This window comes from Marinomonas mediterranea MMB-1, assembly GCF_000192865.1.
Lineage (GTDB): Bacteria > Pseudomonadota > Gammaproteobacteria > Pseudomonadales > Marinomonadaceae > Marinomonas > Marinomonas mediterranea.
In genome coordinates this window covers 980238-994193 of record NC_015276.1, presented here as the reverse complement: position 1 = coordinate 994193, position 13956 = coordinate 980238, and the positions used below count along the sequence as shown (strand labels likewise).

Annotated in this window: 13 protein-coding genes; 4 read left to right on the top strand and 9 right to left on the bottom strand. The window is 43.8% G+C overall.

Going from position 1 to position 13956, the window contains the following annotated elements; all coding sequences use genetic code 11:
• Window positions 1-52: 52 nt before the first annotated feature.
• Window positions 53-1135, bottom strand: a complete 1083-nt coding sequence (locus MARME_RS04600; protein WP_013660090.1) for a Bug family tripartite tricarboxylate transporter substrate binding protein — start codon at window positions 1133-1135, stop codon at window positions 53-55.
• A gap of 34 nt (window positions 1136-1169) precedes the next feature.
• Entirely contained in the window at window positions 1170-2225 is a 1056-nt protein-coding gene (locus MARME_RS04595; RefSeq protein WP_013660089.1) for a 4-oxalomesaconate tautomerase, read from the bottom strand.
• A gap of 120 nt (window positions 2226-2345) precedes the next feature.
• Here MARME_RS04595 and MARME_RS04590 point away from each other — a divergent pair, with 120 nt between their 5' ends.
• On the top strand, window positions 2346-3242 hold the full coding sequence (locus MARME_RS04590) for a LysR family transcriptional regulator (RefSeq protein WP_013660088.1): 897 nt from the start codon (window positions 2346-2348) through the stop codon (window positions 3240-3242).
• 51 nt (window positions 3243-3293) lie between these two features.
• Here MARME_RS04590 and MARME_RS04585 read toward each other — a convergent pair whose 3' ends face one another.
• Window positions 3294-3755 (bottom strand): Lrp/AsnC family transcriptional regulator, encoded by a 462-nt coding sequence (locus MARME_RS04585; protein WP_013660087.1) that lies wholly within the window; start codon window positions 3753-3755, stop codon window positions 3294-3296.
• 146 nt (window positions 3756-3901) lie between these two features.
• Between MARME_RS04585 and MARME_RS04580 the strand changes: the two genes are divergently transcribed.
• A complete protein-coding gene (locus MARME_RS04580; RefSeq protein ID WP_013660086.1) occupies window positions 3902-4882 on the top strand; it encodes a hypothetical protein in 981 nt (326 codons plus the stop codon).
• A 22-nt stretch (window positions 4883-4904) separates the two neighbouring features.
• Here the strand turns inward: MARME_RS04580 and MARME_RS04575 are convergent, their stop codons facing one another.
• The 4 genes from MARME_RS04575 to MARME_RS04560 all read right to left on the bottom strand — a co-directional run bounded on the left by MARME_RS04575 (window position 4905) and on the right by MARME_RS04560 (window position 8455).
• On the bottom strand, window positions 4905-5381 hold the full coding sequence (locus tag MARME_RS04575; RefSeq protein ID WP_013660085.1) for a hypothetical protein: 477 nt from the start codon (window positions 5379-5381) through the stop codon (window positions 4905-4907).
• A gap of 129 nt (window positions 5382-5510) precedes the next feature.
• Window positions 5511-5966: a hypothetical protein gene (locus MARME_RS04570; protein WP_013660084.1), complete on the bottom strand. Its 456-nt coding sequence runs from the start codon at window positions 5964-5966 to the stop codon at window positions 5511-5513.
• An 18-nt stretch (window positions 5967-5984) separates the two neighbouring features.
• Window positions 5985-7133, bottom strand: coding sequence for a hypothetical protein (locus MARME_RS04565; protein WP_013660083.1), 1149 nt, complete (start codon window positions 7131-7133; stop codon window positions 5985-5987).
• On the bottom strand, window positions 7130-8455 hold the full coding sequence (locus tag MARME_RS04560; RefSeq protein WP_013660082.1) for a hypothetical protein: 1326 nt from the start codon (window positions 8453-8455) through the stop codon (window positions 7130-7132). The genes MARME_RS04565 and MARME_RS04560 overlap by 4 nt, the downstream gene beginning before the upstream one ends.
• A 188-nt stretch (window positions 8456-8643) precedes the next feature.
• On the opposite strand from MARME_RS04560, the gene MARME_RS04555 reads away from it, so the two are divergent.
• Complete coding sequence (locus tag MARME_RS04555; protein ID WP_013660081.1) at window positions 8644-9561, top strand: phytanoyl-CoA dioxygenase family protein; 918 nt, start codon at window positions 8644-8646, stop codon at window positions 9559-9561.
• A 73-nt stretch (window positions 9562-9634) separates the two neighbouring features.
• Entirely contained in the window at window positions 9635-10114 is a 480-nt protein-coding gene (locus MARME_RS04550; protein WP_013660080.1) for a hypothetical protein, read from the top strand.
• Between the two features lie 196 nt (window positions 10115-10310).
• On the opposite strand, the gene MARME_RS04545 is transcribed toward MARME_RS04550, so the two are convergent.
• Complete coding sequence (locus tag MARME_RS04545) at window positions 10311-11669, bottom strand: sigma-54-dependent transcriptional regulator (RefSeq protein ID WP_013660078.1); 1359 nt, start codon at window positions 11667-11669, stop codon at window positions 10311-10313.
• Complete coding sequence (locus tag MARME_RS04540; RefSeq protein ID WP_013660077.1) at window positions 11653-13935, bottom strand: ATP-binding protein; 2283 nt, start codon at window positions 13933-13935, stop codon at window positions 11653-11655. Before MARME_RS04540 ends, MARME_RS04545 begins: the two co-directional genes overlap by 17 nt.
• Window positions 13936-13956 lie beyond the last annotated feature (21 nt).

The following is a 13956-nucleotide window of genomic DNA, read 5'->3' as shown; positions in this document are numbered from 1 at the left end:
TCTTATTTTTCACGCTCTTTCAGATACTTCTTAGAACACTGAAATAAAAGAATTAAAGCTTGTAGTTAAATTCAGCTTTTAGCCAATCAGCAATCCAAGTGTACATTTCAGGAGAAATTGTCACTGCATCGCTTAGGTAAGTCGCAATGTCTAGGCCAACCGCATTTTGGTAAGGCCCGATTTGAACAGCAGCTTCTGCTTTGAATTTAGGATCTTTAATCATTTCACGCACACCTTTATTGTATGCAGCCAATACATCACTTGGCGCATCAGATGGCACGAAAATTACTTTTTGGAAGGCAAAACCTGCCGCTAAGAACTTACGGTACACATCATACTGCATGCCGCTAGGCTGTTTACCGTGAACAGTGTAGTAAGCTTCTTCAAACGTTGGAATGTCTGGGAACGCAGGATCACGAACGATATTACCCTCGTTGTTCATCACACCCACTGAGAACACAGGAACCGCTTTATTCGCTTCTACCAGCCCTTTTACATTACGAATGTAAGCAGATGAGGTTTGAAAATCGATTGTCGCTTCGCCACGCTCAAAGGCTAGACGACCCGCACCGCGACTCTTCATACCGAATACAGGTTTAACATCAGCACCCAATAGATCCAAAGCGATCAAGATAGGAAGCTCTAAACGTGTTGGGCCTTGAGAAGCAAGTTTAAGCTGTTGATCAAGCAATTTACCTACGTCTTTGCTGCTTTCAACACCTAAGTCAGGCTGAACATAAACAACACCGCCTGTTGGGCTTGCAAGAATAGGTGTCCAATCATCCAGTTTAAAACGTACACGCTTATCCCCTAGCATGTAAGGGAAAAGCGTTGAAGCAGACGTACCAATGATGCTTGAACCATCATCTTTAGCACGCTTGTAGAACAAGTTTGTGCCCGTTAAAGAACCGCCGCCAGGTTGGTTTTTGATAACGATTGTAGGCTCGCCGTCGATATGTGACGTTAAATTCGGAGCCATAAACCGAGCCCATACATCCGTACCGCCACCCACACCAAATGGAACAGTAAAGTTGACTGTATCAGGAACTGGACTGTCTTCTGCCATTACATTTGTAGCAGCAGTTACCGAAAATGCAGTAAGCGCGCTTACCGCCCAGTGAGTTAGCTTTTTCATATTATTACCTTTTATTTTTATAGTGCTTGTTAGCCTAGTTAATATGAACCAGACCTGAGAAAATCTTTTTCGCTGTTCGAACGAGTGATACGGACTTTACATCGCTTTCTTGCCATTGAGCGGTGAGATCAATAAAACCAGAAGGATGCTCTATCTGAAAAGACGTTTGTCCGACATCGCAGTTGACGAGCCTTTGAGCAATGGTTCCTTGATTGCAAAGTGCATTCACTATGGCAATACTGCCCGTAACCGCCAGCGCTTTATGGCATTTATGGGGAACAAAGTATCGAGCGCAAATCGTGCCACTGCTCTGCGATTTCGAGACTAAAATAGGCTTAGGAATCACTAAATTAGAGACATCTCCCATGCCCATTAATTTACCAGCTTGACGACGTATTGTTTCTAACCTCGCCATAAATACTTCATCGTTATCTAACTCTGAAGGCGATTCGTGACCCGTTTTGCCAAAACTATCGGCGGAGAAAATAACAACAGGCGTCGCGGCGTCAATGCAGGTCAATTCAATGCCATCAATCACATCTATCCGTTTTCCTGTCGGAAACAGCTTTCCCGTTTTGGCCCCCGCAACATCAAGAAATGTCAGCTCGATGGGTGAGCCTGGAAAGCTTGCTCCACTGATGTACACTTCTCCCTCGTACTGTACTTTTTTATTGGGTGTACGCACGGTGGAATGAATGATTTTGCTGGTATTTACATTTTTTATCTTTACGAGTGTTTTCTCATCGTCCGCATACACTAGACCAGATTCGATTGCGAACGGAGCGACGCCTGCGAGCATGTTGCCACAGTTAGGTGCGAAATCGACGGTTTGTGTTTCGATGCCAACCTGAGCAAATAAATATTCCACATCTGCATCGGGTGTGCGTGATGGACCGACCATTGCCACTTTACTCGTTAGGCTATTTCCTCCTCCTAACCCATCGAGTTGCAATTCATGACCAGAACCCATTATGCGCAGCAACAAAGCGGCAAGTTCATCTCGGTCTTCAGGCATATCTGTCAATCGCAGATAAGGACCCCGAGAAGTACCACCTCTCATCAAAACGCAGGGAATCATAAGTTCAGACATGTTCAAAATTTCCACTAGTAATTCTTATGCCGCTAAGAATTACACGCGAATTTAAATGCATCAAATGCAAAAATTATGGATAATCAATGTGAAAAACGCATTAATAAATAGGCTTATGCAATGCATCAAATCGAATTTAGAGACCTAACGATCTTTATTAAAGTGGCAGAAACAGGTAATTTCAGAGAAGCGGCGGAAGCGACTTTTTTGTCTCAACCTGCGCTCAGCAGACGCATACAAAGACTGGAAGAAGTCCTTGGAACTCAACTATTTGAACGAACAACACGCAAAACAAAACTGACCGCTGTGGGGCGAGAATTTTTACCAAAAGCAAGACGAATGCTAGAAGAATTTGAGCTGTCAATACTGGGCATAAAAGATATGGCTTCTCAGCAAAAAGGCAGTATCACAATTGCATGCATTCCAACCGCTGCTTTCTACTTTTTACCTTCCGTTATTAAAGCCTTTAATGAAAAATACCCTGGTATTCGCATTAAAATTCTAGACGAGAGTGCGAACCAAGGACTGGAATCGGTTATTCAAGGCGATGCAGACTTTGGTATAAACATGGCCATTGCGCAACATTCTGAAGTGAGTTTTACACCTTTGTTGGACGACCCGTTTGTGGTCTGTATGCGAAAAGATCACGCATTAGCGGAATTAAAAGAAGTGTCTTGGAAAGATTTAGAACCTTATCGTCTGATTAGCGTAGGACGTTCAAGCGGTAACCGCCTGCTACTCGATAAGTCGATTGTTCGAGATCAGGTTAACCTTAATAGTTTCTACGAAGTTCAACATCTCTCCACATCGCTTGGTTTAGTAGAAACGGGGCTTGGTCTTTCGATTGTACCTAAATTAGCGATGCCAATTGGTACTCACAGTATGCTGACGTCTCGCCCATTAACCGGTGTACAAATCGACCGTTCGATTGGGCTAGTGAAGCGCAATGCGACACCAGTATCGCCTTCTGCGGATTTGTTCATTCAAATTTTGTTAGAACAATGGTCATCAAATTAAGATGGCCTTAGAAGGCATAACTGAGACTGAAAAAGAGGCTTGACGAAAACCTCAGTTCAATGGAATTTCGGTCGTAGTTTTGACGGTTCGAAGTGATACCGACGTTTGAAATTTACGAATATTGGCGTCCGTGTGCAGCACCCGATCTACAAATTCTTCAAATGCCTGCATGTCAGGCACGACAACAACCATAACAAAGTCGTAGTTACCGGTTATTTGATAACAGTGTTTTACCTCAGACGATCGGTTAATAACACGTTTAAATGCATCGTATATCTCTTTACGGTCACGTTCCATCTCTACAGACACCAACAGAGTGAGCTTATTTCCCGTGAGTTCAGGGTTCAGCAGAGAGACATCACCGACAATGATATTTTCGTCTCTTAGTCGTTTTACTCTTTTATGACAGGCCGGCGGTGACAAGCCCACTTCTTCCGCTAACTCAACGTTCGCTATACGATTGTTACGTTGTAAAACGGTTAAGATTTTTCGGTCAATATTATCCAACTCCATAAATTTCTCGAAGCCTCCTCTTTGCTGTTAAGAATTTCTTTATTAGATAAACATAAAAAATAAAACAATCCTATAGCGAGCAGATTGAGCGACAAATTTCTTACTAAGTACATAAACTATCGCCATGATCTTTTTGGAGTTAAACCATGCGTAAACAAGTAGGGCTTTTATTGAACGGGCTTTTATTGAAAGGATTGTGGCAAGAGATTTTTAGCGTCACCTGGACGCTGTTTAAAGTCATGATTCCAATGATAGTCATCATTAAAGTGATAGAAGAGCTTGGTGGCATTATCTTACTTAGCCAATGGCTCAGCCCTGTCATGTCTTTCGTTGGCTTACCCAGTGAAATGGGGCTTGTTTGGGCAACCACTTTGGTGACGAACATCTACGCTGGGCTGCTGGTATTCATGAGTACAGACGCAGATTTAACCGTTGCTCAAGTGTCCATTCTTGGAATCTTACTGCTAATCGCTCATGGCCTTCCAATCGAAGCCGCCATCGCCAAAAAAGCAGGCGTGGGCCTAATGATGACACTGGGTATTCGCCTTGGTGGAAGCTTGTTAATGGCGTGGGTTGTCCATCACATTTATCAAGCAGGAAATCTTTTAAATTACCCTGCGGAAACCGCTTGGCAACACACACCTTCAAGTCATTCTAGTTATGCTGACTGGGCTATTAGTCAAGTCGAAGGCCTCTTCATGATCTTTATCATTATCGCGGCACTTATTACGTTCTTACGTCTCTTAAAACTACTTGGCATTGAAAAGCTGATGGGAATTGCGCTTAAGCCTATTTTATCATTATTAGGCATTAGTCGAGAGGCCACCAACTTGACTGTCATAGGCATCACATTAGGGCTTTCCTTTGGTGGAGGCTTATTAATCAACGAAGCAAAACGCGGACACATTTCTCCAAGAGACATTTTTGTTGCCATCATGCTGCTGAACCTACTGCACAGCTTGATTGAAGATACCTTACTTATATTATTAATCGGCGCGAATTTCACGACCATTTTTTGGGGAAGGATCGTGTTTTCTATTGCGGCCATCAGCCTTTTAGTATTCGTGATTAACCGACTAGACGAAGCGACGTGTCGTAAATACTTTTATAAGAAGATCAGTGATTAGCCACCACTTACACCCTCGAAGTTTAAGGAAACTCAATAATGGCCTGTATCGCACTTAGAATCTGATCTAGGTTAATAAAGATACCTAAGATAAACAGTTTTATTATCGGAGATTTATGGCTGATTTGTTCATACATCACAACCAAAGGCTGTTGAATGATATTAACAATATCCTGAAGCATGGTAGGTTGTTTGGCCGTACTCCAATCAGGAATGCTCATCGGCGGAGGAAGAACAGTGGGGATCTTTCCATTTTGTAACGACTTATAACCCTCCTGTAGCATAATAACGGAGCTGTACAGATAGTCTGCTATTCCTTGAATCAAAGGCTTGAGCGTGTTCCATTTTTCTGTACTCATATTCGCAAGGCAGGCATAGCTGTTACGAGTTGAGGGGTTTAACATATTACAAGCTTGCCCATATAAACCGTAAAACGACGTAAAGAGAGTTTTCCACTCTCCCAATTGGTTGGCAATCGACTCATTCGATGTATCACTCATTCACTAAACCTACCTTAAAACGTTCAAAGTAACGCGCTCTGCATTACACAATCGACAAGCTCACAAGCAAAACGCAGTCTATCAAACTGACAGACTGCGTTTGCCTGTATTAGACTTCGTTAAATAGACTTACTTAACTCCGTCTGAAATCAGAGTCGCACTGGCTTTAGCAAGCGCTTCGCCGCTATTTAGTAATGTCTCAGCGGACTCATAAAGTACAGGTCGGTCTTTCAACTCTTGCATTGCCGGCGTAAGAGCCGCTTTAAACGCGGACCATGCTTCAGCAATCACTCCGGGGTTGTTCCCAACAGAAGGAAAAGGCTGATCAATGGGAGCAGGCGTTAAGTTTATAACCACTTTATCGCCGCTATTGATTAGACTAATAAAGTTCTTGTCCAAATCTTGGACTGACTTATATAGCGCTTCAAGCAGCGACAAAAGATTCTTATCACTGCTGTCGAATCCCCACTTATCTTCTTCAATTGCAGCCCCTACTGTGCGCAACACTCCAGCAAATGATGCTAAGTAATACGTCCAGTCCGTTAGAGTCTTCGTTTGCGTGTTAACCGTTGATGTATCAGTCATTACATTTCTCCTAGATCATTATTTGCTGACAGATTTAAGTAATTTCGTAAGAGCCGAAATGTTTTCGGCTGCCATAAAGGTACCTGGGGCATTTTTACCGTTAACAACAGTGGTATATGGCGGTGCTTGCAGAGCCTCATTAACGCTCTTCATGTCTTGTGAAAGAGATGCTATATGACCGTTAATGGCACTGATTGCCTCTGAATTAAACGTCTGCTGGGCTTGGTTTAGATGATTAACTAATGGTAATAGAGGTATGAAACCTGAGCTGGTCGCACTCACAAAGGCATTGATAGCGACCGTTACGTCTGATGCAATCCCAGATGCTTGTGTGGTAAAGCTGTGCTTTACACCATTAAGGGCACTGGTATATGACATCTTCGACGCAGGGTCAGTACACCCAGACACATCCAAAACAATTGAAATTGGGTTTAAAATGGCATTAATCATTTTCAATTTTGAGGCGGTACTGTTGAGATGCGCCATTGAAGAGCTTGCGATTAAATTCGAGTTGCTCGCAATGGGTGACAACGCGTTGCCGAAATGAACCATGCAAGTGAGAATACCTTGCACATCAGAATGAATCGATGCGCAGTTAGACGACAATGTACTGACCTTTTTAGTCAATGTGTCGCAGTCACTCACAAACGACGCCATAATTTGACTCAGTGCCGTTGTTTGCTCACCTTTACTGACTTTGCTTTGTAATCCCGTTAAGGTCGCTAACAAACTGTTAGCGCCGTGTATCCAGCTATTTACAGTCGCCACCGAAGTCGTGATAGTTTTTGGATCCGGTAACTCACTTTCTGATGCCGTTACTTTTGCCGCGATCGATTCAATCTGATTTTTCAAATCAGGTAGACCAGTCTGAATTTCGTGAATTTGGCCCTGTTGAGTGGAGATCGTCGCCGACGCCTCTTCAAATACATCTCCTAGTACTTTGATCGAATCCAAGAAGGTAAAAATATCGACGATGCTGGTAAATATCGTGTCTATATCATCCAGCTGAGTTGCTAATAAACTACTGATTGGAAAAGCGCCCTGCATGGCTTCCAAACCCGTTTGCAACGATTCGACCGGACTAGAGAGCGCATTCAACTGTGAAATAAGACCATTAGCAGCCGTTTCTAAACTCGTGACTGCGGCGGATGCATCATTGCTCATCATGCTGCTTCTCCATTATTCGATGTCAATTGCTTAAGAACATTGGTGTTCTGCTGAACACTCGCCGCAGCCTCTTGGGTTGTTTTCGATGCGTAACCACTAGGAATAGAAACAGCGGGCTTACCGTTATTCGAACTAGATATAGAGGCCTGCCCCGATGAAGCGGTGCTTTCTGATGACGCACTTTGAGAGGCTGAAGGCGGTGGCGCGATGCTAATAGAATCGATGTCGATGGTTCCAGTGATTAGAGCATTGACAAGCGCATCAACCGACGTCGTGATTAACTCATTTTTCTGCTGTTGATTGTCATTTTTGTAGTTCAACAGCAACTCCGCAACATGCGCCCAACCACCAATCGCTTGAGCGGTTGCACTGGTTTGCGTTTTCGCATTAAACAGAGCGCCTTGCTGTGCGAAATTATTTCCAGATAGACCACCATGAATCGCGGTCATTAAATCCCCAATTCCAAGCGCATCAACCAGCTTTTTCTCTAGGTCATCGGTCAACTTAGACAAACCGGAAAGCTCTTCCGCTTTCTTGATCAGAGGATCTAGCAAGTGGTGAATCAACCACTCTGCGGCATGAAACAGCCATTTAACAGGCCATAGAATGTCATTTATGATCTTCATCGCTTCGTGAACAGGCGTGATATGACTGCTTGCATGCGTAATCGATGCTTTTGCTTCAGAGATATGGCTGGAAACATCACCTACGGCTTTGGAAATATCGTTGGCAAAATCGCTAATCACATCGGTGATGTCTTCAAACGCCTTTGCAACAGGTTCGATGTCCGTGGACACTTCCGTTTTTATTTTGTTGTACTCATCGACTACATTTGATAATTTTTCTGCCGCTTCTGAACCAGACAAGGCTTTCACCAGCGTGCCTGCAATGTCTAGCAATGCATTTAAAATCGCCAACGTTTTAGTCGCATCAGGTACATCATGTGCAATGTCTACAAGCGTACTCTTAAGCGTATTTAAGCCTTTTTCGACGTCTTTCATGACAGAATCAATGTCTTCAACCGTCACTTTTAGAGGCGCAATGGCTTCATTGACACTGTCGATCACACTGCCTGCCGCTTCAAGTGCGCTGGCCACGACATCCACACCGGGGACCACTTCTAAAGCAGCACATACCGCTTGCAGATCCGTTACAACCTCGCAGACATCATTAAATACAATAAAGACCTCATCGATATCGTTAAGAACATTGGTAATATCGATCACCGCATTGTCCAAGGTGGTAACGGGGGTAATTAACGTTGCGACATTATCGCCGACCTGATTAAGGTCAAGAAGCACTTGCTCAAATGGGCTGTCCATTTAATCTCCCTGCTCGAAATGAGTTAAAACAGGGATACTAGACGACAAATATCGAATGATAAATTACACGGGATTACACTAAAGTTATTAGGTGTATAACGTCTAAGTGTTTGATATAAAGAAAATGTATTCGTAAAAATTGTGAGAAAACTGACACGCTAAAGGCAACGAATTGAAGGGAAAGCAAAATGGACGACAGCAAAACAATAAAAGGGGCTCACGTTGAACAATATCAGCAACAGGGCTTCACCTTATACGAAAATGCGATGCCACATGAGCTGCTGACTAAACTACAAACGCTAGCAGATACGCTGGAAAAAAAAGCATTGGATACTCACCATGCGGGTCAGAAAGCACCTCATGCTTGTGTAGTACAAGATCCTGCAGGACCCCGCTTAATGCGTTATGACGATATCTTTTTAAATGAGATGGACGCCACCTTGGATTTGTTAGCCACTCCGGCCATGATCAACATCACAAAAGAGCTATGCGGTGATGGGTCAATCCCTCTGCAATGTGATATTTTGTATAAGCACCAACATCCACATCCTGTCATCAATTGGCACCAAGACGCTCAGCACCCTAAAAATTATCCATACCTAAATATTGGCATTTATTTAGACGACGCTAATCTAGACGATGGCTGTTTAAAGTATGTGCCTGAAACACAGCACGAACTACTGGATATTCAAACGCTTTCAGAAAAACACGGTTGGAATATTCCTGGGGTTGTGGAACAACCCGCTAAAGCGGGCGATATTTTGGTTCAAGACATGATGATTTTGCACGGATCTGCCCCCAAACGTACGGAAGGCAGCCGCAGAACCATCTATGTCGAATTAAGACCAAGCAACGGCGTTAGGGAAAGTGGCCGTCAATCAGAGCGCTGGATAACACTCAGAGAACAATGGATGGCACTCGTCATCGAACGCGCTGATCCAACTCTTATTCCAGCACATTGGTTTGATCTCTATCCAGTCGGTAAGGTCGATAAAGAAGTCCTCATTGCAGACCTTGAAAAATACAAGGAACCGCCGATTCCAGGAGTATGGGCGACCTTTCCCGTTGATCACCCTGACTACCCCGTCCCTTCGGATATGAGATAGTTATTGATAATAGATAGCCACTGATAATAGATGACGACTGATAATAGCTACTAAAATAGACAAGGAAACCAATATGGAAAAAGCGATCAATACGATTCTTAACTTTTTTGACGAAATTAGCCTGCCCTATCAGCTCGTTCATCTTGACGATAAAACCTTCTTGCCAGGTATCAAAATCGACAATGGCGGTTTATTAATTGATACCGAAAAGTTACTTCACCCGGGTGACCTTCTCCACGAAGCAGGGCACATTGCGATTAACCCTCCTGCAGATCGAACTGAATTAAGCGGTGATATGAAATACGCAGGACATACTGGCGCTGAAGAAACAGCAGCCATTGCTTGGTCTTATGCGGCATGTAAATACATTAACCTTGATGTAACCGTATTGTTTCATAAAGAGGGCTACAAAGGTGGCTCATCCAATATGATAGACGCCTTTGAAAGTGGTGGAGGTTTTGGCTTTCCATTGCTTCAATACTGGCAAATGTGCGAAGCAAATGGCACACCTGAGGGTTACCCTAAAATGAAGGTTTGGCTTAGGAGTAACTAGGGAAGGCGTCCCGAGGCAAGTGTCGCCGTCCAATATTGAGCATATTGGCAAAGAAGCTAACAAAGAATGAAAGAGCGCTTAGTCCACGCTCGGCAACTGCTCCTGCGTTGCCCTAATGACCTACATCCATGTAGGCCTCCTTTAGGCCTTTCAGAGAAACAGCCTATTTTTTATAACAACCCATTTTCTGTAAAATTTATTGTTTATATACGTCTTTATCAAGGCCGTACTTTCGCATTTTGTCATAAAGGGTTTTACGCGGTAGGCCAAGCGCATCCATGGTATCTTTAATCGATCCTTTTTGACGCATAAGCTCTTGCTCTAACAACGTTTTTTCAAATCGTTCAACCTGTTCTGGCAAGGTCATAATACCGGGATTATTTTCGTTAATAATAATCTGATCAAACTCAAACGACCCAGCTTCTCCCATCAACACGTATCGTTCGGCAAGGTTACGCAGTTCACGAACATTACCGGGCCAGTCGTAGTTCATTAAGCTGTGCATTCTCGCTGCCGAAAGCGATTGTGACTCACGCTTATATTGCGCAGTGGCAACCAAACAAAAATGCTGCCAAAGCAATGGAATATCGTCTTTGCGATCTTTTAACGACGGAATATCCACACGAACAACGTTCAATCGATAATACAAATCCTGACGAAAAACACCTTCGTCACTTAGATCTTTAAGGTCAACCTTCGTTGCCGCTAGAATACGTAAATCCAGATCAATCGCCTGATTAGAACCCAGTCGCTCAACTCGACGCTCTTCTAACACGCGAAGCAGTCGAATTTGCATCGACATCGGCATGCTCTCGATTTCATCAAGAAACAAGGTGCCGCCATTGGCATGCTCTAGCTTACCAATACGTTGAGATTTTGCGTCCGTGAATGCGCCTTTTTCATGCCCAAAAAGCTCAGACTCCATGATGGAGTCGGGCACCGCGCCACAGTTAATGGCAACAAACGAATTAGATCGACGAGAACTGTGCTCATGGATATAACGCGCAACCATTTCTTTGCCTGTTCCGGTCTCTCCTTGAATCAGTATGTCCGCTCCCGTATCGGCGACGTGAAGAAGCGCCTGACGCAAACGATGCATTCCTGGCGTATTACCAATAATTCTAGGACCGGGCGCATTTTGAGCGGCCAGTTCCAAACGAAGATTTCTGTTTTCTAAAGTTAACTGGCGCTTTTCGCTGGCTCTTTTAACCACTTCGATAAAGTCTTCATTTGAAAACGGCTTCTCGATGAAATCGTAAGCCCCTTCTCGAATGGCCGTTACTGCCATCGAGATATCGCCATGTCCGGTGATGAGTATAAAAGGGATTTCGGGGTCAATTTTCTTCACTTCATTGAAAAAATCTAACCCGCTTTTACCCGGTAAGTTAATGTCGCAAACAATAACGCCGTGCCAGTCGATGGAAATTAAATCTATGGCAGATTGGGCATTCGCTAGAGCAGTAACATCAAAGTCTTCCAATTGAAGCGTTTGAGAGATAGCCATTCGGACCGCTTGTTCATCGTCTATTAGCAGTACTTTATCCAGCGACATCATTTACCCCTACCCATTTATGCTCGACAAAAGCGGGTAGAGTAACATAAAACTCAGCCCCACCCTGAGGGTGATTATGTGCACTGATCTCCCCTCCCATCGATTCAATAATCCGTTGACTAATAGACAAGCCTAAGCCTAGCCCAACACCCAATGATTTTGTTGTAAAAAAGGGTTCAAATAAGCGTGAAAAATCCGTTTCAGAAAAGCCCGGCCCAGTATCATGAATCGCGATTTGCACTTGATCGCCCTCGATAGAATAGGCAGAGATATTTATACTCCGTATTGTAGACTTGGCGTCGACAATCGCATCCACTGAATTCGCTAATATATTGACAATCACTTGCTCTAAAAACACCATGTCGCCCATTACCATGTGCGGACATTGCTCTAATCCTGAAAGCGCTATTTGACCTTCTCTCATGCGTGAAGACATGATCCGCAACGCGCCATCTTGGGCAGACTGAACGCTGATAGGACGGGAGGCGACATCGCCCTTTCGGGCAAAGACTTTGAACCGAGCAATGATGTCCCCCATATGATGTCCAAGTTGACTAATTTGCTGTAAGTTTAGTTCAACCTGATCGATACGGTCCCTCTGTAAAAACTTCAAGCTGTTATCCGCAAAGGCACGAATTGCGGTTAATGGCTGATTCAGCTCATGATTCAAGCCCGCACTAAGCTGACCTAGAACGGCCATTTTTGCAGTTTGTATTAGCTCTTCCTGAGTTTCTTTATGCTCCATTACCTCTTGTCTAAGCAGGCCATTCGCCTCTTCTAACTCTCCCGTTCGCTCTCTGACTCGTTCTTCCAAAGCCTGACGAGCCGCCGTAATCTCTTTTTCGTAGCGCTTACGTTCCGTCATATCGTGAAACGTAACCAGATACCCGCGTCGATTCGGAAGCTGAAGCTCACACAAGGTCATTTCAACTGGGATAGCATAAGAAACATTCGCCACTAACTCTCCTTCTAATGTGATAAAGCGCCCACCCGCATCAATTTCATTGTCTTTTTTATCTGTCATCTGACTCCAAAAATGTAGATAGGACGGCGAGCAATGAAAAAGTGTTTCTAATGGTTTATTGATGACACCTGACAAGAGCTTTCCAACTAACTGCTCCACAGCAGGGTTAAAGGATTCAATGCAAAAATGGTCGTCCAATGTAACCAAACCCGCCTGCGTATTTTGAATCACTTCGCGTATATAAGCTTGATTATGGCGCGCCATTTCAATGGCGTCTGAACGTTCCTGCAACATGCGTTTTCTAAGCAAAGCCAGTCCTGCCAACAAAGCGCTGATTATGACGCCACCCGCAAAAATGGCACGCCACAAGGCGATTTCATCGTTCAACAGCTGTAGCGGTTTTAATAACACCACCTTGAAACCAAACAACTGAATCGGTTGGCTCATTTTTAAATAAGAACGACGTTCAAAGCTCTCACGACCACTCTCTCTTTTCGTTTCTTGCAGTAATTCAACGATAGACACACCTTGATTAAAAGGTTCCGAATTTATAATCGGTAAAGTTTCTATCATCCTATCTTTGTAGCGACGGCTGTCTGCAATTCTCGTCAGCTCCTCATGTGATAACTCACCCATGACTTTATAAAGCCAATCAGAGTTAGAGGAACTAAACACAACGTTGTCTGGATCAAGCAATAAGAATTCGTAAGACTGTGTGTCAAAGCGCTTTTCAAACTGTCTCAGGTCCACCTTTACAACGGCTACGCCAACAATGTTTTGGTTGAAATACACAGGGTATGAAAAGAAGTAACCTCGACGGTTCGAGGTCGTTCCTAAAGCATAGTAACGACCCTCTTTCCCTTGAATAGCTTCTTGAAAGTAGGGGCGAAATGAAAAGTTTCTGCCGACAAAAGTCGCTTCTTCTTCGTAATTTGAAGCTGCAACCGTTAACCCATCGACGTTCATAATATAAATATCAGACGATTCAGTAATATGGTTAATCTGAGCCAGCTCTCTATTGAGCAGATTAATATCGGTTGGAATACCTCTGTATAACGCTCTTCTCACTCGATCATTAGCAGCCAAAAGAATCGGCATATGCTGATATTTAGCAATGGCGCTTTCTAAGACATTCGCAAGTTGATTTAGCTGTATTTCTGAGTTTCTTTTTAAGCTCGTGAGTTGCTGCTGGCGGTAGGCTTCGCTGACACGCCACACAGCGATCAAGCATACAAACGCAACAACGACATAAAGCCAAACGGTGCGCTTGTTGCTAGAAGAGAATTGTTTGAAAGATTGGGGCATTTGGACTCATAATCATCTGTC